Here is a 21,069-nt window from a genome sequence, read left to right on the forward strand (position 1 = left end):
TTAGCTCTGTAATTCTGTAGTTCTGTAGTTCTGTAACTAAAAGCCTGCCCCTTATTGATAAAAGAACAGAGAAATTCCCGCAAGGGCGACAAGTGTGCCGATGACACTTTGCTTTGACACCTTTTCCCCTTTCAGCGCATAAATCACCAAAATAAAGACAGGGCTGGTCGCTATCAATGTTTGTGCAACCGCAGGGTTAGCATTTTTCAGCGCCACTTGCTGGAGCCAAAGGGCGAGAAACGTCCCAACAAAGATCGCCCCTAATAACCAAAGTTTGTCGAGCTTGGTCATTTCCCATAAATCTCTTTCTATCGATGAATAAGGCTTCTTTTCAACGAAAGGGATAATCAGCATTACGACAGACACGCCAATCGTCAGGCGAATCAAAGCACCTAACAATGGTGGAATGTCACCCGCCACTAACGCGTAATGAGAAATAACCACACCAGATGCCTGACAAACACTCGCCACAAGCCCATAACCAATGCCACCCCACTCCGCTTTGTCATTCGAATCACCGCTCGCCGATTTTGATGGCTGGAAGACGACGAAGGTCACCGCTAGTGTTGTAATCACGACACCGAGCCAGCTTTGCAATGTCAATACAGCGCCAAGGAACATCAACGCTAATACACCAGAAAGAGGCGGTGCCAAAGATTCCAATAGTAGAGTCTTATTGGCGCCGATTCTTTTCAATGCCGCAAAATAGGCGCTATCTCCGATCGCTATTCCAATTACACCTGAAATTGCCAATATCAGAAAATGGTTGGTACTAAGCTCAAAATCCGGCATTGGGATAAGAGGCATTACCAGCAACATCATCCCAGATGCCACTACACCCTTAACAATATTCAGTTGCATTGCAGAGAAGCGATGTCCAAATTGTCCATAAATCCATGTCGCACACGCCCACACAATCGCAGCACCAATGGCCGCCAATTCACCTACATACATCCGTGTTTGTCCTTTATTTTTTGTTGTTATGACTATGGCTATGGCTATGCGCATCGTTTGAATCGGAACTGTCATCATGTCAGCTTGAATACCAACAAAGAAGCCGAAATAACCTCTTCAAATACGATTGAATTTTATAAGATCCATCCATGCTTTGAGTCACATAAGAAGCGACAACATATTATTTCAAATTGGTAAATCATTTTTATAACAATTACTTGGATGATAGCGTAGTATATTTATAACTTAACATCTAACATTACAAGGATCTGTTATGTTTTTAGACTACTTTGCACTCGGTCTACTGATTTTCGTAGCATTAGTCATCTTTTACGGCATCATCGTTATTCACGATATTCCCTATGAAATTGCGAAAGAACGCAACCACCCTCATCAAGATGCCATTCACGTCTCAGGCTGGGTTAGCCTATTCACTTTACACACTATTTGGCCGTTCCTTTGGATTTGGGCTACGTTGTGGCGCAAAGATCGTGGCTGGGGCTTTGCTAAATTAGAAGAAGAACAACACGATATTCATCATCGTGTCGACTCTCTAATCGACCAAGTGAGCACACTTCAGGACGAAATTGCCCAACTCAAACAAGCGGCTACTGTGCAAAACAGCACAGAGAAAGAGACCACCAACGTTCAAGATCAGGAGGCTAAGTAATGGATTTACTGCTGATAATGACCTACGCGGCACTTTGTATTACGATTTTCAAAGTATTCAATATCCCTCTAAACAAGTGGACGGTTCCAACTGCGGTACTTGGTGGGGTCGTACTCATAGGTACTTTGATTCTATTGATGAACTACAACCATCCGTTCACGCAAATCGGTAACCAAGTTTACTCAACAACACCGATTGTTTCTGGTGTTCGAGGCAAAGTAATCGAAGTGCCTGTGGAAGCGAATAAACCTCTAAAAAAAGGCGATATTCTTTTCAAAATCGATCCTATTCCGTTCGAGGCTGAGGTCGCAAGATTAGAGGCGAAAGTAAAAGAAGCTAGCCAGGGTGCGCTAGGAATGGAATCTGATGTTGCTGAAGCAGAAGCAGCGAGAATCAAAGCGATTGCTGAGAGAGATAAAGCCCAACGTGAATTCTCACGTTACAAACGCGGCTACGACAGCGGCGCCTTTACTGAGCAACAACTGGATACTCGCAGACAAGCTTATAAAGCATCAGAAGCTGCCGTTAAAGTGGCAGATGCGACCTTAGAAAGAACAAAAATTGCTTTGGATTCTGAGATAGGTGGTGAGAACACTGCGGTGTTAAGCCTCTTAGCGGAATTGCGTAAAGCTCAGTTTGACTTAGAACAGACTGTGGTTCGCGCGCCAACAGACGGTTACGTGACGCAACTGGCTCTTCGACCGGGTGTCATGGCAGTACCACTTCCACTGGCGCCTGTGATGACGTTTGTTCACACCGAAGCTCAGTTCTACACCGCTGCCTTTAGACAAAACTCATTGCAGCGTCTGCAACCAGGGTTCGAGGCTGAGTTCTTATTCAGAGCTCTGCCTGGCAAAGTATTTAAAGGCCGTATTGATGAAGTATTGCCTGCGATTGGTGAGAGCCAATTCCAAGCTCGAGGTGCTTTACTAGGTACTGATGCTCTGCGCACCAGTGGTCGCGTGTTTGTTAAGTTAACCATCACAGATGACCTATCTGAATACCATCTACCTATGGGTACTGCAGTTGAGGTTTCCGTTTATTCAGACAGCTTCACTCACGTATCTATCATGCGTAAGGTGCTTATTCGTATGAAGAGCTGGCAGAACTATCTATACCTAGATCACTAAGTAAGTGTCATCTAGACCAAGAAATTAACGATACTTAGCCCTTCAATGGAACTAACACATTGTTAATATGAATGAAAAAGCCAGACCCGCTCTGGCTTTTTTGTTGTTTGATTAACCGTAAATTTGCGTATTTTTCATCATATCTAGGTGTTCAGATGGAATTTTAGACATCTAGACACTTACCTTCCCTTATGGAAGGGTTCTACTGTATAATGCGCGCCTTATTTTTTATATTTGCCCAAAAAACGTTCTCATTGAGACGCATAGTAATAATGGCGAATATTCGTTCTTTATCATGTTTTATCTTTCAGTATTCGAGGTTATCTATGAACTTTTCAGCTAAAACAGTCGTCGTTATCGCCATTGGCGCGGCACTGTACGGCATTGGTGGTTTACCTATGTTTGGTGTCCCAGTGTTTGCGAACACGACATTGAAACCAGCAATGGCAGTTCTAGCACTGTTTTCTGTTTTGTTCGGCCCAATTGTAGGCTTCTTGGTCGGCTTCATTGGCCACTGGGTAACAGACTTATTCGCAGGCTGGGGCGTATGGCTAACTTGGGTATTGGGCTCAGGTATCGTGGGCATGGTTATTGGTCTATTTCCTATGATGACTAAAAACCGTCTTCAACAAGGCGAACTGCCAATGAAAGATTTTGCGCTATTTGTCGTACTGGCTCTCGCAGGTAATGTTGTCGGCTACGGCTGTTCTGCATTCCTAGATACCATCTTATACGCAGAACCGTTTACTAAAGTCTTCACTCAACTGTCTATCATCGCAGCGGGTAATACCGTTCTGATCGCTGTTGTTGGCTTCCTGATCCTAAAATCAGTCGCTAAGCGTAACAAACAAAGCCGCAACCTGACTGAGGCATAAGCGATAATGACTATAGCATTTTCGAACTTCTCTTTTAGATATGAGTCGCTGGATAAACCGACGCTAAAAAATATCAATCTAAGGATAGAGAAAGGAGAGAAAATCGTCATTATTGGACCAAGTGGTAGTGGTAAATCTACCCTAGGTCAGTGTCTTAACGGTCTAATCCCTCACGCGATTAAGGGTGAGGTCACCGGCTCTTTAGAGATCAACGGCAAGAACATCTCTGAGTTTTCAATGCACGACTATACCGAGCAAGTCGGCACGGTATTGCAAGATACTGACAGCCAATTTGTCGGCTTAAGTATCGGCGAAGATATCGCATTCGCATTGGAAAACCAGTTAATGTCGAACATTGACATGTACCCGTTAGTTAAGTCGACTGCAAAAATGGTCGACCTAGCGGGCATGCTTGAGCGTTCACCTCATGACCTTTCTGGTGGTCAAAAGCAGCGAGTATCATTAGCGGGCATCTTAGTTGACGACGTTGATATCTTGTTGTTTGATGAGCCTCTAGCAAGCCTTGACCCTAAAACGGGTAAGGCAACGATTGAGATCATCGACCAGCTGCATAAAGAAACCAACAAGACCATCGTGATTATCGAACACCGCCTTGAGGATGTTCTACATCGCGATATCGACCGTGTGATCTTAATGGAACGTGGTGAAATCGTTGCTGACACGACACCCGATGAAATCTTGGCTTCTGAATTACTTGATACACACGGTATTCGTGAACCGCTTTACTTGTCGGCGCTTAAGGCGGCGAAAGCCCCACTAACCAGCGAAGACAAGCTGTCAAACCTCAAGGCTTTAGATTACAAAAGGTTCCGTCCTGCCGTTCAAGCATGGTTTGCTGAGCGCCCTGCCCCGGTAGCAGAGAAGCAGTATCAACCTTTACTCGAAGTTCATGGTCTGACTTATTCTTACGACGGCGAGAAAAACGCACTCGAAGATGTGAGCTTCAAGATTGGCAAAGGTGAGTTTGTTTCGATTCTGGGCAAAAACGGTTCAGGTAAATCTACCATCACTAAACTCATCATGGGTGTAATCGATGCCGATTCAGGCTCTTCATATCTGAATGGTGAAGACCTATCTGAACTTTCTATCTTTGAAAGAAGTCAGAAAGTCGGTGTCGTGATGCAGAACCCCAATCATATGATCTCGCATCATATGATTTTTGATGAGATTGCTTTTGGTCTTCGTAACCGCAACATTGCAGAAGAGCTAATCACAGAAAAAGTAGAGCATGTTCTTGAGCTATGTGGTCTGAGTAAGTTCCGCCACTGGCCGATCGAAGCACTGAGCTACGGTCAGAAAAAACGTGTAACCATCGCTTCTATCCTAGTACTGGAGCCTGAGCTTCTTATCTTGGATGAACCGACTGCAGGTCAAGACTACCGTAACTACACATCGATGCTGGCATTCATCCAAAAGCTTAATCGTGATTTGGGTATTACTGTTGTAATCATCTCACACGACATGCACCTCGTTCTAGAGTACACCACACGTTCAATCGTGATTGCAGACAGCAAGCTGATTGCCAATACCGCGATGACAGAAGTATTCAGTCAGCCTTCGCTGTTAGAACGCGCAAATCTTTGTACCACCAGCATTTATGAACTCGCGACCATGATGAAAATCGACGACACCAATGCATTTATGCAGTACTTCATCGACTACGAGAGAAGTGCTCAATGAATGCATCAAAAGTAAAATTCGGCATCAATTACATTGATACCAAATCACCGCTACACGCTCTCAATGGCATCACCAAGTTTGCACTGTTTTTAGCTTGGGTAACCGTTGTTCTTACAACGTTCGATCTTAGACTCATCGTTGTTTTGATCCTGACTGGCTTATATCTATTAAAGCTGACTCAAGTTCCTGTTCGTGTTTACAAGCCGCTATTGATTGGTACTGCAAGTGTTCTGAGCCTAAATGCTTTGTTCATGTATCTATTGGCTCCACAGCAAGGTACAGAGCTCATCGGCAGTGAAACATTATTATTGACGCTTCCTGGCAATTACTCATTGAGCCAAGAGACTCTGTTTTACTTAGTCACTGTCACGCTCAAGTACATGAGCATGTTCCCGATAGCGTTGATTTTTGTCTTCACAACGCATCCAACTGAGTTTGCAGCGAGTCTCAACCGTATCGGAGTTCCTTACAAAATTGCTTATGCGGTGAGTTTAACCCTGCGTTACTTGCCTGAGGTTAAGAAGGACTTCATCAATATCATGCACGCTCAACAAGCTCGTGGAGTAGAACTTTCCAAGAAAGCACCATTCATTACTCGCATCAAAAATGTTGCTAAAGTGTTAGGGCCATTGATTTTTTCAAGCTTGGATAGAGCAGATGAGATCTCAAATGCGATGACACTGCGCGGTTTCGGACGACATAAATCTCGCACTTGGTATAGCTATGCACCTTTGAAACGTATCGACTTTGTTTGTTTGAGTATCATCGCTTTTATCGTGGTGTTAGCCATTGCGAAACGCATTCTAGAGCCGCAGTTATTTTGGTATCCGTTCTAGCTTTCTGAATTAGCAATATAAACAAAGACTTTAGATAACACACCGCTCAATAGAGCGGTGTTTTTATATGGACTTAGAGCTGGTTGAAATTCAAGCGAACGATCTATATCTATCGAATTTTGACGATAAACTGACGTTTTTATTACCTCTAGGCTTTGAGATCTCTATAAGAAACTATTAATATATGTGTTTACAGAATGTTACACTCAATAGAGATTTGTAATGGCTCGAATTACCCAAGCTCAGAAAATAGAAAATCAAAAAAACTACGATGAAATCGTATTAAATCTTTTTCTAGCAGAAGGACATGAAGCGCTAACTTATGCAAGGATTGCTCAAGAAATCGGCATTAGTTTAACTACGTTGCAAGGGTACTATCCTTCAACACGTGCAGTAAGAACTGTCTTACATGAACACGTATTAGCTATTATGATGAAGTCATTAGACTTTTCAGATCAGGAGACGTTTTATCGCTCTTGGCAAAGCGCACTTACTGAAAAACCTTTTAGACACTCTATCAAACTAATGTTTTTCCATGCATCGCAAAACTGTGTTCCAGAAGAGTTCAACTTACAAGTTGATGGTGAATTTCGCCAAAAGATGACTGAAAGGTTCGGGGCTGATGCAAGGGCGATCATTGAAGTGGTCATTGGACGCTCACTACTACAACTCACCAATTTTAGTAGAACTCCAGCGTAAAACAGCAACTGACAACAAAAAAATGGGAGCCTTTCGGCTCCCGTCTTATTTTAAGCTAGCGCTTATTTCAACTTATAGAATATTGTTGAAAGTGGCGGTAAACGCAGCTCAATCGAAGTGTCTAGACCTTCGCTTTCTACCGATTCAATCTCAGCTGTCTGCTTCACTTCAAAACCACTGCCCGCATAATCAGTTGAGTCTGTATTCAACAGTAGTGAGTACTCACCTTTTGCAGGAACACCTAAGCGGAAATGCTCGTGAGGAACTGGTGTAAAGTTAGAGACAACTAATACACGCTCACCAGATTCACTGATGCGCTCATGTGCAAGAATGCTCGCTTCAGCAGAGTCCTGTAGACGCCACTCAAAGCCTTTCGGGTCAAAATCAAGATCGTGCATTGCAGCTTCAGAGCGGTACAGATTATTCAGGTCTTTCGTTAAACGCTGAACACCTTGATGACGATCATAATCTAACAAGAACCATTGCAATTGGTCATCATGGTTCCATTCGGCCGTCTGACCAAATTCTGCACCCATGAAATTCAGCTTCTTACCCGGCTGAGCATACATGTAACCCATATAAGCACGAAGGTTTGCCGTTTGCTGCCATTCATCACCAGGCATCTTGTTGTGGATAGAGCCCTTACCGTAAACCACCTCATCGTGAGACAGAGACAATACGTAGTTCTCACTGTGAGCGTAAACTAACGGGAAGGTAATCGTATCGTGGTGATATTTACGGTTGATTGGATCTTCTTGGATGTAAGACAAGCTATCGTGCATCCAACCCATGTTCCACTTAAAGCCGAAACCTAAGCCGCCCATAAAGGTCGGTGCTGAAACACCCGGGAAAGCAGTAGACTCTTCAGCAATTGTCATCGCATTCGGGAAGTGCTTGTATACTTCTTCGTTCATCCACTTAAGCGTAGCGATAGCATCGTAGTTTTCGTTGCCGCCGTCTGCGTTCGGAATCCATTGATCATGGCTGCGCGAGTAATCGAGGTAAAGCATCGAAGCGACTGCATCAACACGAATGCCATCAATGTGGAATTGCTCGAACCAGTACAATGCGTTAGAAACTAAGAAGCGACGTACATGCTCTTTGCCTAAATCGTAAATGTACGAGTTCCAATCTTGGTGCCAACCACGACGTGGATCTGGATCATGGAACAATGGCGTACCGTCGAAGTTTGCTAGGCCGTGATCATCACTTGGGAAGTGAGCAGGAACCCAATCCAGAACAACACCAAGACCCGCTTGGTGACATTGATCGACGAAGTATTTGAAATCATCTGGAGAACCAAAACGGCTAGTCGGTGCAAATAGACCTACTGGCTGATAGCCCCAAGAACCGTAGAATGGGTGCTCTGAAACTGGCATTAGCTCAACGTGCGTGTAGCCAAGATCTGTTAGGTATGGGATCAGCTCTGCCGCAAGCTCGCGATAATTTAAGAACTCACCTTCAGCGTTACGCTTCCAAGAACCCGCGTGCAGTTCATAGAACGAAAGCGCTTCTTTACGCTTTTGCGTCACTGGACGATTCTGCCACTTAGTATCTTGCCACTCGTAACGAGCGTGATCGTAAGTCACAGAAGAAAATGATGGGTATTGCTCTGAGTAAAAACCCCATGGGTCGGCTTTATGCGGTAAGCCTTCGCCATTTGGTCCTTTTAATTCAAACTTGTATTGAGCGCCCTCTTCCAGTTCAGGAATGAATAGGCCCCACATACCGTAATCTAAGCGTTGCATTGGGTGGCGGCGACCATCCCAAGCGTTGAAGTTACCTATCAAGCTTGCCGCTGTTGCGTGCGGTGCATACACCAAGAAACGAGTACCTGCAATCGTCTGTCCATCACGCTCTAGCGTAATAAACTGAGCCCCCATGTGATGGTACATATCTTTCGGTGTGTGAAGATCTTCGTAGCTCGCGTACAGATCGTGGTACTGGTACGGATCATCGATGATCTGTTCTACACCAGCCCAATCAACCGCAAGCTTATAGTGAGTGAAACGCAAATCTCTCTCTTGCTTAAGAATGAAACCACTTTCACCCTCTCGCGATAACTCAATACGAGGTTCCTTTCCAACAATCAACTCGACTTTATCTGCTCCAGGAATCCATACACGTAATGCACCTTGATCAGAAGGTAAGTATGGACCTAAAAACGCAAATGGGTCTGTGAAGCAAGCCTGTGATAGTTGGGTATATATTTGTTTTTGCTTTGAAATCGAACTTAGTTCCAAAACGTTTCTCCCTAACCAAACATCCAAAAAATATAATACAAAAATGCCCGCTATTAGTGCGGGCAATATAACGACGGTTTATTCTACCAGATGAGCATTCATTATTGAGTGACCGAGGTTGTAGTTTCGTACGGCGTAAGCAAAAAACCACCTAATTTCAAGTCACTCAACGTCATTACTTACCTGCTTTTTCTCGAACGTCAGTTAGCTTAGAAGCGATACGATTAACGCCTTCATGAGCAAAGATTTCGTCCAAGTTCATTGATAGTTTACGACGCCAGTTAGGATACTCATCGACCGTGCCAGGAATGTTTACCGGCTTATCCATCTCTAACCAATCTTCCAGCTGAACACTCAATAGTGTTGAACCACCAGCTGCTACGTGCAGTTGAAGAGCTTCAGCAAGGTAAGAATCCATCGGTACTTTGCTTGCATCGCGACCCACACCTTCAGGTAGGAAACCATGCCATGCCACTGAGTCTAAGATACCTTGTTTGCACTCAAGACGGTCATCGAACAGAGTTTCTAGCTGTGCTGCATCTGGGTATAAACCAATCTCTTGGCCCATCTTCAAGTCATCACAGTGCCAGAAGCCACGTAATGTTGGCATATCGTGCGTACACAGTGCCGCCATTGATTGTGATGCATAGTGTTTCGGTGAGATGAAACCACCGTCTTCTTCTGATGTTTCAAAGAAGAACACTTTGTAAGAGTGCACGCCAGCATCTGCTAGGATGTCTACAATCTCATCAGGCACCGTGCCTAAATCTTCACCGATAACGCTACATTGGTAACGGTGAGATTCGAGCGCAAGAATCGACAGCATGTCTTGTACTGGGTAGTAGATGTAAGCGCCTTTGGTTGCGTTTTCACCCTTTGGAATCCACCACAAACGCAGTAGACCTAAAACGTGGTCAATACGCAGTGCACCACAATGTTTCATGTTCGCACGAAGTAGCTTGATGTAAGCATCGTAGCTTGTTTCTTGAAGCACTTCTGGGTTCAGTGGTGGTAAGCCCCAGTTTTGGCCTAGAGGACCAAGAATATCAGGTGGAGCACCAATGCTCGCATCCATCACTAAGTTGCCTTCATCAGCCCAAGTTTCGCTGCCCGAATCTGCAACACCTACCGCTAAGTCACGGTACAGGCCAACAGCCATGCCTTTCTCTTCAGCAAGAGACTGTGCATCGTTGATCTGGCAATCTGCTAGCCATTGTAGGTACATGTACAGATGAACGTTTTCTAGGTTCTCTTTGATGTACTTCTGTGTCGCTGGGCTGTCGAATGTACGGTACTTCTCAGGGAATACCGGCCACCCCCACATGCCAGAATCTTCAGCGTGTAGTTCACCATGTAGAGCATCAAACGCGGCTTGATGCATTAGGCTGTCGCCCCCCTCTTCTACGAAGGCTAAGAACGCTTGTGCACGGTCGCTGTTCTTGTCTAAATGACGAGTCTTAAACTCTGCAAATAGCAAAGGCAAGATGCTCATCTTCAGCTCAGACACTTCAGTGTAGTTTACCCAGTGTGCTTCACGCGCTTTTTGTAGACGCAGCTGGAACTCTGCGCTGCCTACGGTTTGTTGTGCTTCTGCACTTAGTGCGAATTCAGGTACTGAACTCACATCAATGTATAGGATGTTCAACCAGCGACGAGAAGACGGGCTGTATGGGCTCGCGCCTTCAGGGTTCGCAGGGAACAATGAGTGGATTGGGTTTAGACCAACGAAATCACCGCCGCGAGAAGCGATATCAGCAACAAGCTGTTTTAGGTCACCGAAATCACCAATACCCCAGTTGTGCTGAGTTCTTAGTGTGTAAAGTTGAACACTTGGTCCCCACAGCTTTTTGCCTTGCTCGATTGGTGACTGCTTGAAACACGCTTTTGGCGTAATAATCAGTGTCATCTCGTAAGGCTTCTTACGGCGCTTACGGCTCACAATTAGCTTGTGATAACCCCATGCCAAATCACTTGGCAATGCAAACACTAAAGGGCCACCCTCAGCACGCTCATCACGAACGACTTGAGATTGAAGATAGCCTTCAAGTACCTCTCCTTGCTCGGTTTCTAAGCGCCAGCTGAACTCACTTTCACGAGCACTTACACCTAGATTAAGCGCCACTTCTACTGGCTCACCATCACGCAAGACAAGAACTGGGTCTAGTACATCTTTTTTGTGTTTTCTTTCTGCTGACTTAAGCAGTGCATCATCGCTGCTTGTATCGTAGCCCAACGAAGCCAATAGAGACGTAATCGTCTCGTCTGATACTTGTGCTTCATCGCCCCACGCACTAACGTAACTGTCGGCAATGTTTGCCATTTCTGCGACTTGTTTTAATACGGTCTGTTCTTTCATCGCTCTCTCCGAAAACGTTCTGACGCTTTCTATTTTGTAGGGTTGTTAATTTAATTTTTTACTAATCAATTAGCTTGTGGCAATCAGTTTGTAAGCATTGCTATCGGATAAGCCATCTGTTTGCTCACAAGCTAATTGAGCCAAGGCAGAAACTGCCTTGGCTACTTTGGAAGTATTAACGGTTAACCGCTTCAAGTTTCCAGATGTTGTTCACGTAGTCGCGGATAGAGCGGTCTGATGTGAACTTACCAACCAATGCGGTGTTAAGAATCGCTTTCTTAGCCCAACCTGCTTGGTCTTTGTATTGCGTACCCATGTCTTCGTGCGCTTTGACGTAAGATGCGAAGTCAGCAAGACATAGGTAAGGGTCACCACCGTCTAGCAGGCTATCAAACGTTGCACGTAGAAGACCTGGTTGACCTGGAGTGAACTCATCACCAGTCAGTAGATCTAGAGATGCTTTCAGTAGTGGGTCAGCATTGTAGTAGTCGTATGGGTTGTAGCCCTGAGCTTTCAGTGCTTGAACACCATCAACATCTAGGCCGAAGATGTAGATGTTTTCATCACCAACTTCTTCACGAATCTCAACGTTCGCGCCATCCATCGTACCGATAGTTAGCGCGCCGTTTAGAGCCATCTTCATGTTGCCCGTACCAGATGCTTCTTTACCAGCCAGTGAGATTTGCTGAGAAACGTCTGCTGCAGGGATGATGATTTCAGCCATGCTTACACGGTAGTCAGGGATGAATACCACTTTAAGCTTGTTGCCGATGCGAGGATCGTTGTTGATCTTATCTGCGATTTTGTTAACCGCGAAGATGATCTCTTTCGCTAGGTGGTAACCCGGAGCTGCTTTCGCTGCGAAGAAACATACGCGTGGCTCACACTCGAAACCAGGTTCGTTTAGAATACGGTGGTACAGAGACAGAATATGTAGCAAGTCTAGGTGCTGACGCTTGTATTCGTGTAGACGCTTGATCTGCACATCGAAGATAGCGTTAGTATCTAGTTCGATACCCATGTTCTCTTGAACCCAATCAGCAAGACGCTGTTTGTTTTCTTTCTTAACAGCCATGAATTCTTTTTGGAATTTCGCGTCTGTTGCAAACTTAGCGATACCTTCTAACTGCTCAAGTTTTGCAGGCCACTCAGTACCGATCTTGCCAGTAATTAGCGTAGATAGACCTGGATTACAGAACTTCAACCAACGACGTGGCGTAATGCCGTTCGTTACGTTAGTCAGTTTACCTGGGAAGATTTCGTTGAACTCTGGGAACAAGTCTTTCTTAACCAGTTGAGAGTGAAGCGCAGCTACACCGTTTACTTTGTAAGAGCCAATCACACATAGGTTTGCCATGCGAACCATACGGTGGAAACCTTCTTGAATGATAGAAAGCTTCGCTTGCTTCTCACCGTCACCAGGCCACATCTTGCGAACTTCTTGCATGAAGCGGTGGTTGATTTCAAAAATGATTTCCATGTGACGTGGAAGAAGACGGTTGATCAGTGATTCAGACCAAGTCTCTAGTGCTTCAGGAAGTAGTGTGTGGTTCGTGTATGCGAACGTATGAGCACTGATTTCCCATGCTTGATCCCAAGATAGACCTTTCTCGTCAATCAAGATGCGCATTAGCTCAGGAATCGCAATTGTTGGGTGCGTATCGTTAAGCTGAATCGTTTCTTGCTTAGGCAGATCTTCTAGAGAAAAACCTGCTGCTTCGTGACGACGTAGAATATCGCGAACAGACGCTGCTGAGTGGAAGTACTGCTGCATTAGACGCAGAGTCTTACCTTTCTCGTGGTTGTCGTTCGGGTAAAGTACTTTAGTGATGTTACCTGCATCGATTAACGAGTGTTGTGCTTCGAAGTAATCACCGTTATTAAAACTTGCTAGTGAGAATGGTGCGATTGCCTGACATTCCCAAAGACGTAGCGGGTAAACCGTGTTTGACTCGTAACCTACGATAGGTAGATCCCAAGGCATTGCTTTTACTTCCATACCTGGAACCCAAGTACGTACTTCTTTACCGTCGATGAATTCAACTTCTACATGACCGTAAAAACCAATGTGTTGTGCTAGTTCTGGACGAGCGACTTCCCACGGGTAACCTTCAACACCGCGCCATGCGTCAGGTGCTTCTTGTTGGCGGCCGTCTTGGAAAGATTGTTTGAATAGACCATACTCGTAGTGAAGACCGTAGCCTACTGTTGGGTATTCTTGAGCAGCACAAGAATCCATGAAACAAGCAGCTAGACGACCAAGACCACCATTACCTAGTGATGGGTCGCGTTCTTCTTCTAGAAGGTCAGTTAGGTTTTGACCTAGCTCTTCCATTGCATGAGTGATCTGTTCGTATAGACCCATGCTGATCAGGTTGTTACCTGTCAGACGGCCAATCAAAAACTCTAATGAAAGGTAGTTAACGCTTTTCGCGTTCTTAATTTTTTCATCGTTTTCAGTTTCTAGCAGGTCGAATGTTGTGAGTTCTGCTAATGCGCGACCCATTGCTAGGTACCATGCGCGGCTATCCGCGTTTTCAATAGTTGTTGCGTAGGTTGCAGATAAATGCTTCTTAACGCTTTCTTGGAACGACACTTTATCGAAAGTTTTTTGCTGAGTTGGTTTCATTTCAGAAATCTCGCTTTTAATAGTTCTAATTCATCTGTGACATATCGTGCATGGTCACCATAAACTAAACATCCTCCCGCTAACGCGACTGACTAGGAGTAGATAGGAGGGCGTAGGGGGCGTACCGACTTAGGGTTAGTGATCTGACTCTCATGTTCTGACTTCGAACAAAAAGTTGGAGTGACTAAGATCACAAGCTCCCGTTCGATAACTTAACTTCAATTGATGTGACTTTTATTTAACCAGATTACAGTCATTATCAAATCTGAGTTTCAGATCACGAAAATAATTTCTCGCTCTCATCCTTTGCATAGATTCCCGTGTAGGGAAGAACAAAGTCACATTCACGAACCAACCAACAACGTGATCAAAGTCTCAAATAAAGGGCGTAGACACCCAAAAACATGCAGAAGCGCAAGGTTTCTGAGGAGGATCATAGTCGGTGCCGTTTTGCTTCACGTAATATGAGTGAAGACTTAAGTAATTAGGCTAATGTCATTGGATTGCACTCAACGATAGATTGGGATAATTCTGAACATAGCCACGGAATAGGTGAAAAACTTCGACATGTGGATCCCATCGAAACTAACTCGTCCCGGCCGCTTACATAATGCAATCCTACGACCTAGGGTTCTCGATCTGCTTCAGAACGCAGATTGCTATAAGCTTGTGTTGTTCCGCTCTCCAGCGGGCTACGGCAAAACCACCATGGCTGCACAATGGTTGGTAGATAAACCCAATGTGGGTTGGTACAGCATTGATGATAGTGACAACGATGCCTTCCGCTTTATCAACTACCTACTTCAATCACTTAATAAAGCGACTCAAAATGCCTGTCCGAATGCCCAAAAATTAGCAGAAAAACGACAATTTTCATCGCTGCATTCTTTATTGAGTGAAGTGTTCGCCGAAATGTCTGAATTCCATCACGAATGTTTTCTAGTGTTGGATGACTATCATTTGGTCAACAATGACGACATCCACGAAGCAATGCGCTTCTTTCTTAAACACATGCCCGACAACCTAACGCTAGTTGTAACCAGTCGTGGTACACCACCACTTGGTACAGCAAACCTGCGCGTTCGTGATTTAATGATCGAATTGGGTAATGACTCGTTGGCGTTTGATACCGAAGAAACCACACGTTTTTTCAACCAACGTGTTGCTGATGGCATTGATGACATCACCGCAGACAGTATCTGTAACTATGTAGAGGGTTGGCCTTCTGCTCTGCAACTTATCGCGCTGCAAGCACAGCACCAAAAACGCACCCTTGCACAGTCCGCAGAGTCGTTTTCTCACTTTAACCACGCCCATCTTTGGGACTACTTGGTTGAAGAAGTATTCGACCTGCTAGACAAAGAAACCCGACAGTTCTTGATGCAATGTTCTGTGCTTGATCACTTCAACGATGAGCTTGTGTGTGCACTTACACAGCGCGAAGATGCGTTAGGTATGATCGAATCACTCAACCGTTTTGGTTTGTTCATCTACCCACTTGAGGGCGAAAAGAACTGGTATCGCTTCCATAACTTATTTGGTGAATTCCTCGCACATGAGCGTCAAGCTCGAATCCCTCAACAGGAAGCAGAACTGCATCGAAGTGCGGCAAAAGCGTGGATCAAGCAAAACACACCACACCAAGCACTACGCCACGCACAGCGCGCTGAAGATCCAGAACTGATCATTCAAATCCTGACTGAACACGGTTGGCCGATGTTCAACCAAGGTGAGCTTTCATCTTTAGAGATGGCGATCAAGCAACTGACCACGGATCAACTTTACAGTGAGCCTAAACTGTCCATGTTGCGCGCGTGGCTTGCACAAAGTCAGCACCGTTATGACCAAGTGGGTACTTTGCTGGAAGAGGCAGAGACTCAATATCAAGCTCGAAACATTGAACTCGATACTCAGCAGCAAGGTCAATACAACGCCTTGCGCGCCCAAGTTGCCATCAACAGCAATGAACCTGAAAAAGCGTTAGAACTGGCTGAGCTTTCGTTGAGCCAACTGAACACCACTGTTTATCGTAGCCGTATTGTTGCAACCTCGGTTGTTGGCGAAGTGAATCACGTAATGGGTAACCTCAGTCGTGCACTACCGATGATGCAACAAACAGAAAAACTGGCACGTCAGTATCAGGTTTACCATCAGGCTCTGTGGGCGATTCTGCAACAAAGCGAAATCTTGATTGCTCAAGGTTATGTTCAAGCTGCATTTGAGCTACAAGACAGTGCATTCAAATTGATTGAAGAGCACCAGCTTCAATACGTGCCTTTGCATGAGTTCTTGCTGCGTGTTCGCGCCCAGATCTTCTGGTGTTGGAACCGACTAGATGAAGCGGAAGAGTGTTGCTACAAAGGGTTAGATATCCTTGGTCACCACTCGCCGAGTAAACACCTGCACAGCTACTCTATGTTGGCTCGTATTTCATTGAGCCGCGGCGAGATAGATAAAGCGTCGAAATTTATCGACCAAATTCAGCACTTGTTACGTCAATCAACTTACCACGTAGATTGGACTGCGAATGCCTCGTTGTCTCTGATCTTATTCTGGCAAGTGAAAGGCGACAAAGACGCAATCCGTGACTGGTTGAGCGTTGCTGTTCGCCCTGAATCAGCAAGCAACCACTTCTGTCAGCTTCAATGGCGTAACATCGTGCGTGCTCACATCATCCTTGAGCAATACGAAGAAGCAGAAGAAGCTTTGGCGTTCTTAAAGAGTGAAGCTCAGCGTTCGCATCTGATTACTGATACCAACAGAAACTTGATCGTTGAAGCGGTATTACGCACCCAGATCAACGATGAAGACAGTGCGCGTGTATTATTAGAAGAAGCCCTACACATGACCAACCAAACCGGTATGGTCGGTAATTTCTTGGTCGACGGTGGGACTATCGGACATATCTTGGATAAGTTGAGCAACAAGCCTGGTTTAGGTGATTTAGAACGCCATCGCGCGCAACAAATCATGAAAGATATCTCGACAACTCAACGCAGTCGCTCGGTTCACTTCGATGAAGACTTTGTAGAGAATCTGGTTAATCACCCGAACATTCCTGAGCTGGTGCGTACCAGCCCACTCACCCAGCGTGAATGGCAAGTACTTGGCTTGATCTATTCCGGGTTCAGTAACGAGCAAATCGCTCAAGAGCTTGATGTAGCAGGCACCACTATCAAGACTCACATCCGTAATCTGTACCAAAAGCTCAACATTGCTAACCGTAAAGAAGCGATAAGCACAGCAGAGAACTTGCTGCAGTTGATGGGGTACTAAAATGGGTTCGAGATTGATTCGAGATTGATTCGAAATTGATTCGAAATTGATTCGAGAAAAACATAAGCTAGTCACCGATGGTGGCTGGCTTTTTTTTCGCTTGGAGAATGGGAAGTAACCGATAAAAACTAGAGATCGCCAAACGACAGGCAAAAAAATAGCCAACCGCAATAATCGCGATTGGCTCTATATATTTGTGAACAAATCATAAGTTCACTAACAACGTCAGTTGGCTAGGTGACCCTCGGCTTAAGAAGGGTCAAATAATACAATGCAGTTAGCGTGCCAACTTTAATTTAGCGTTTTATAAGCCCTGCATCGCATAAAAACCGCGATTTTCACATGCGAATTGCAAAGTGCATTTGCATAATGCAACCAAGATGCAATATCGATAAGAGATCAGTTTCATCGATACTCTTAATGACAAATCACTAAGTGGTTGTATTTTAAATATTAGACCAAAGTTCACTTCAACTTATTGCCTTACAATTAAAGAGGTAATAAAAGCATCGACCCAGTAGCATATTCATACTTTTTTTACACTAAAGTTTGTATACTGCACAAAATCATCCTCAACTCTATGAAGCAATGAACTACTTAAGTACTTTTTTCAAAGGCATGGCAATGGGCGCTGCCGATGTTGTCCCTGGCGTGTCGGGCGGAACCATCGCATTCATCACCGGTATCTACGATACGCTGCTAGAAAGCATTCGCAGAATTAACCCTAGTGTACTTGGCTTATGGAAACGCGAAGGCTTCAAAGCTGCGTTTAACCACATCAACGGTTTCTTCCTGATTTCACTGTTCGCGGGCGTGTTCACCAGCATTGCAACATTCGCCAAACTGATTTCTTGGTTATTGGTCATGCACCCTGTTCCACTGTGGTCTTTCTTCTTTGGTCTGATCTTGGTGTCAGTTTTCCATATTCTTAAGCAAGTAGAAAAGCGCGATATGATTCGATTCGTCTTTTTACTGCTTGGTGTTGCCTTCGCTTATAGCATTACCGTGCTTAAGCCATTGCAGATGGAACCAACCAGCATCAACATCTTGATTGCGGGTGCGATTGCGATCTGCGCGATGATTTTACCGGGTATTTCAGGCAGCTTTATTCTGCTACTGATTGGCATGTATGGTCCGGTACTTGGCGCTGTTAAATCGTTTCAAATCGATGTACTTGCCCTATTCCTAGGTGGCTGTGTGATTGGTCTACTGACTTTCTCACACGTACTCTCTTGGCTACTGCGCTCATTCCGCGATTTCACATTAGTATTCTTAACAGGCTTGATGATCGGTACGCTGCCTAAAATCTGGCCGTGGAAAGAGACCATCAGCTGGCGCATCAACTCGAAAGGTGAGCAAGTACCGCTGATTCAAGAGAACCTATCTCCGTTCAATTTCGAAGCGGTAACTTCTCAACCTTCTCAACTCACTTTATCGGTGATCATGATGTTGGTGGCCATCGCGCTAGTGCTGGGGTTAGAAAAGTTTGCTGAGCGCAATGCTGACTAATCTCTAACAATCGTGCACAAGTTAGCATGTAGGGTGCCGAGCTTAGATAGCGATGCACCTTGTAAGTTGAATCAAAGCGAAGCTACCGGCTTCGCTTTTTTATATCTACCTACGCACAAAATTGCTTTTTGATACAAGCACGTATTGAGTGGTGTGATACCATCGCCGTTCTTATAAAATCAAATGAGAACACGACATGCATCCAGCATTAAAGGTTGCTGCGCTTGGTATTGCTCTGGTCGCTGGCTTTTATGGACCACAGGCAGTTGAGCAATTTAAAACGGTAGTAGAGAGCCACTCTCCTGACGTCAACTTAGATGACTACTGCATGCTTTCAACAACATCGTGTGAGCAAGACACCGTTGCTATGACGCTTGAACATGAGACGGCACAGCCTCTGGTTCCGACTAAAATCAAAGTCGTTTGGGAAGGCGCAGCATCTGAAACATTAATGCTGTCACTCACTGGCTTAGAAATGGAAATGGGCTCAGCACGTTTTCAATTAAAGAATATTGGTAACAATACCTATGAAGGTGATGTAATTTTACCTGTGTGTACCATGGATAAAATGACTTGGCTTGGCGAACTCACCGATGGTGTTGAAACCGTAAACCCTGCAATAAGGATGGCAAGATGAGTAAGAATTGGTCGTTAGCATTAGTGGTAGCGTTTGTACTTGGCTTTGGTGTCAAAAGCTACCTTGATGGGCAAAACGAAGCTCAAGAACAGCACGCTGCAAAGCAAGAATTCTCGGCAACAACGCTTTTTGGAAAAGACAACCAACCAATAAAACTCTTTGACGAAACCGACGACAGAATTCGTATCGTTTACTTTGGCTTCACACGCTGTCCTGACGTTTGCCCAACGTCATTAGCGATGCTAGCTGGAGCACTTAACCAAGTGCCAGATGAAGCAAAAGCGAAGATTCGCCCAATGTTTGTCTCTCTTGACCCTGAGCGCGATGCCGCGGAAGCTTCATACGAATACGCGCAGTACTTCAACCCAATGATTGAAGGTATGAGTGGTCCACTGGATGTAACCACTAATTTGGCACATAAATACGGTGTTATTTTCAGAAAGACACAGCTTGAAGGTTCAGAGCTGGAGTACACACTTGACCACAGCTCATATTTCTACTTTTTAAAGCCCAACGGTACCTTAATTACTAAAGTACCGCACACGTTGACGCCTGCGCCAATTGTTGAAGCTATCAACAAGCTGACGCAGTAAAACGTAAAAACAAAGAACTTAACGAATAAAGTTCAAACATAAAGTCAGGTCCCAGACCAAAACATAAAACAATAAGGACAACAACATGAAGTTAAAAGCACTTGCTCTAGCAGGCTTATTGCTCACTCCTCTTGCTCATGCAAAAAGCGACATCATGGTTCATGACGCGTACGCTCGTGCGACACCACCTTCAGCAGTGAACAGCGCAGTATTCACGACCCTGATGAACCACAGCGATAAAGATCGCGCTATTGTTTCTGCAACTACACCCGCAGCAGGCAAGGTAGAGCTTCATGATGTTATCGTTGATGGCGACGTAATGAAGATGCGCCAAGTTCAACAGATCACAATCCCTGCGAATGGTGAAGCGGTACTTAAGCCTGGCAGCCTGCACATTATGTTATTCGACCTAAAAGATGGTCTAAAAGAAGGTGAGCAAATCGAGATGACTCTGACTTTCGCTAACGGTGAAACGCAAACCTTTGAAGCGCCAGTTAAGAAAGTAATGAGCGGCATGAAAAAGATGAATCACGATCATCACTAATCGGATTCACAATCAATGAACTAAATTAAGCCACGATGACTTCTCGCCATCGTGGCTTTTTGCTAAACTGAACTCGCTTTTTATTCAAAGCCTGAACACATTAGTAACCAAGGAGAATAGAAGATGATTGTAATGAAAACACTAAAACTGGCAGTAAAAGTAACGCGTTAATTTGTTTGGTTAAGCAAACTTTTATCTAGAACGACCAACATCAAGCCATCTACTGGCTACCGCACACTTTTACCCGGTTTACTATTGATCTATAAGTGATCGATACCTGCATGCTCAATAACGCATGACTAAATCCGGGGTCCTATCTATTTGAATTCGACCCAAGCTCAAAACATTTTTGACGTCTCGACGCTTTTGAACTCATCAACGCTTTTTGGTTTCATCAACACTTTTTGATCTCGTCAA

At 44.8% G+C, this 21,069-nt stretch carries 15 protein-coding genes; 11 read left to right on the forward strand and 4 right to left on the reverse strand.

All coding sequences use genetic code 11. From position 1 onward, the window contains the following. Positions 1–51 precede the first annotated feature (51 nt). Positions 52–954, reverse strand: a complete 903-nt coding sequence (locus OC193_RS21710; protein WP_048662430.1) for a DMT family transporter — start codon at positions 952–954, stop codon at positions 52–54. Positions 955–1,228: 274 nt separating this feature from the next. On the opposite strand from OC193_RS21710, the gene OC193_RS21715 reads away from it, so the two are divergent. The 6 genes from OC193_RS21715 to OC193_RS21740 all read left to right on the forward strand — a co-directional run bounded on the left by OC193_RS21715 (position 1,229) and on the right by OC193_RS21740 (position 6,865). Beyond that, positions 1,229–1,624, forward strand: a complete 396-nt coding sequence (locus tag OC193_RS21715) for a DUF3302 domain-containing protein (protein ID WP_048662431.1) — start codon at positions 1,229–1,231, stop codon at positions 1,622–1,624. Further along, entirely contained in the window at positions 1,624–2,754 is a 1,131-nt protein-coding gene (locus OC193_RS21720; protein WP_048662432.1) for an HlyD family secretion protein, read from the forward strand. Before OC193_RS21715 ends, OC193_RS21720 begins: the two co-directional genes overlap by 1 nt. A gap of 326 nt (positions 2,755–3,080) precedes the next feature. Continuing rightward, positions 3,081–3,629, forward strand: coding sequence for an ECF-type riboflavin transporter substrate-binding protein (locus tag OC193_RS21725; RefSeq protein WP_048662433.1), 549 nt, complete (start codon positions 3,081–3,083; stop codon positions 3,627–3,629). A 6-nt stretch (positions 3,630–3,635) separates the two neighbouring features. Next, a complete protein-coding gene (locus OC193_RS21730; protein ID WP_048661016.1) occupies positions 3,636–5,330 on the forward strand; it encodes an ABC transporter ATP-binding protein in 1,695 nt (564 codons plus the stop codon). Continuing rightward, on the forward strand, positions 5,327–6,166 hold the full coding sequence (locus OC193_RS21735) for an energy-coupling factor transporter transmembrane component T family protein (protein WP_048662434.1): 840 nt from the start codon (positions 5,327–5,329) through the stop codon (positions 6,164–6,166). Before OC193_RS21730 ends, OC193_RS21735 begins: the two co-directional genes overlap by 4 nt. 222 nt (positions 6,167–6,388) lie before the next feature. Continuing rightward, on the forward strand, positions 6,389–6,865 hold the full coding sequence (locus tag OC193_RS21740) for a hypothetical protein (RefSeq protein ID WP_048662435.1): 477 nt from the start codon (positions 6,389–6,391) through the stop codon (positions 6,863–6,865). Positions 6,866–6,927: 62 nt separating this feature from the next. Here OC193_RS21740 and glgB read toward each other — a convergent pair whose 3' ends face one another. The 3 genes from glgB to OC193_RS21755 all read right to left on the reverse strand — a co-directional run bounded on the left by glgB (position 6,928) and on the right by OC193_RS21755 (position 14,093). Next, positions 6,928–9,108, reverse strand: a complete 2,181-nt coding sequence (gene glgB / locus OC193_RS21745) for a 1,4-alpha-glucan branching protein GlgB (protein ID WP_048661013.1) — start codon at positions 9,106–9,108, stop codon at positions 6,928–6,930. Between the two features lie 175 nt (positions 9,109–9,283). Beyond that, positions 9,284–11,464, reverse strand: a complete 2,181-nt coding sequence (gene malQ, locus OC193_RS21750; RefSeq protein WP_048662436.1) for a 4-alpha-glucanotransferase — start codon at positions 11,462–11,464, stop codon at positions 9,284–9,286. Positions 11,465–11,639: 175 nt separating this feature from the next. Then, positions 11,640–14,093 (reverse strand): glycogen/starch/alpha-glucan phosphorylase, encoded by a 2,454-nt coding sequence (locus OC193_RS21755; protein WP_048662437.1) that lies wholly within the window; start codon positions 14,091–14,093, stop codon positions 11,640–11,642. Between the two features lie 567 nt (positions 14,094–14,660). Here OC193_RS21755 and malT point away from each other — a divergent pair. From malT to OC193_RS21780, 5 genes are all read left to right on the forward strand, one after another. Beyond that, positions 14,661–17,369, forward strand: a complete 2,709-nt coding sequence (malT, locus tag OC193_RS21760) for an HTH-type transcriptional regulator MalT (protein ID WP_048662438.1) — start codon at positions 14,661–14,663, stop codon at positions 17,367–17,369. Between the two features lie 588 nt (positions 17,370–17,957). After that, positions 17,958–18,878 carry a DUF368 domain-containing protein gene (locus tag OC193_RS21765; protein WP_048662439.1) on the forward strand — a complete coding sequence of 307 codons (921 nt, stop codon included), beginning with the start codon at positions 17,958–17,960 and terminating at the stop codon, positions 18,876–18,878. Between the two features lie 196 nt (positions 18,879–19,074). Further along, positions 19,075–19,515: a hypothetical protein gene (locus tag OC193_RS21770; protein ID WP_048661009.1), complete on the forward strand. Its 441-nt coding sequence runs from the start codon at positions 19,075–19,077 to the stop codon at positions 19,513–19,515. Beyond that, a complete protein-coding gene (locus tag OC193_RS21775) occupies positions 19,512–20,108 on the forward strand; it encodes an SCO family protein (RefSeq protein WP_048662440.1) in 597 nt (198 codons plus the stop codon). Before OC193_RS21770 ends, OC193_RS21775 begins: the two co-directional genes overlap by 4 nt. Positions 20,109–20,193: 85 nt before the next feature. Further along, positions 20,194–20,652 (forward strand): copper chaperone PCu(A)C, encoded by a 459-nt coding sequence (locus tag OC193_RS21780; RefSeq protein ID WP_048661007.1) that lies wholly within the window; start codon positions 20,194–20,196, stop codon positions 20,650–20,652. The last annotated feature ends 417 nt before the right edge of the window (positions 20,653–21,069 follow it).

The sequence above is a fragment of the Vibrio crassostreae genome (assembly GCF_024347415.1).
GTDB classification, from domain to species: domain Bacteria; phylum Pseudomonadota; class Gammaproteobacteria; order Enterobacterales; family Vibrionaceae; genus Vibrio; species Vibrio crassostreae.

Bases quoted from the DNA above. Each gene is read 5' to 3' on its own strand.
- OC193_RS21710 (WP_048662430.1), bottom strand. From the start codon at position 954: ATGTATGTAGGTGAATTGGCGGCCATTGGTGCTGCGATTGTGTGGGCG.
- OC193_RS21725 (WP_048662433.1), top strand. From the start codon at position 3,081: ATGAACTTTTCAGCTAAAACAGTCGTCGTTATCGCCATTGGCGCGGCA.
- OC193_RS21740 (WP_048662435.1), top strand. From the start codon at position 6,389: ATGGCTCGAATTACCCAAGCTCAGAAAATAGAAAATCAAAAAAACTAC.
- OC193_RS21775 (WP_048662440.1), top strand. From the start codon at position 19,512: ATGAGTAAGAATTGGTCGTTAGCATTAGTGGTAGCGTTTGTACTTGGC.
- OC193_RS21780 (WP_048661007.1), top strand. From the start codon at position 20,194: ATGAAGTTAAAAGCACTTGCTCTAGCAGGCTTATTGCTCACTCCTCTT.
- OC193_RS21730 (WP_048661016.1), top strand. From the start codon at position 3,636: ATGACTATAGCATTTTCGAACTTCTCTTTTAGATATGAGTCGCTGGAT.
- malT (WP_048662438.1), top strand. From the start codon at position 14,661: ATGTGGATCCCATCGAAACTAACTCGTCCCGGCCGCTTACATAATGCA.
- OC193_RS21770 (WP_048661009.1), top strand. From the start codon at position 19,075: ATGCATCCAGCATTAAAGGTTGCTGCGCTTGGTATTGCTCTGGTCGCT.
- malQ (WP_048662436.1), bottom strand. From the start codon at position 11,464: ATGAAAGAACAGACCGTATTAAAACAAGTCGCAGAAATGGCAAACATT.
- OC193_RS21755 (WP_048662437.1), bottom strand. From the start codon at position 14,093: ATGAAACCAACTCAGCAAAAAACTTTCGATAAAGTGTCGTTCCAAGAA.
- OC193_RS21735 (WP_048662434.1), top strand. From the start codon at position 5,327: ATGAATGCATCAAAAGTAAAATTCGGCATCAATTACATTGATACCAAA.
- OC193_RS21715 (WP_048662431.1), top strand. From the start codon at position 1,229: ATGTTTTTAGACTACTTTGCACTCGGTCTACTGATTTTCGTAGCATTA.
- OC193_RS21765 (WP_048662439.1), top strand. From the start codon at position 17,958: ATGAACTACTTAAGTACTTTTTTCAAAGGCATGGCAATGGGCGCTGCC.
- OC193_RS21720 (WP_048662432.1), top strand. From the start codon at position 1,624: ATGGATTTACTGCTGATAATGACCTACGCGGCACTTTGTATTACGATT.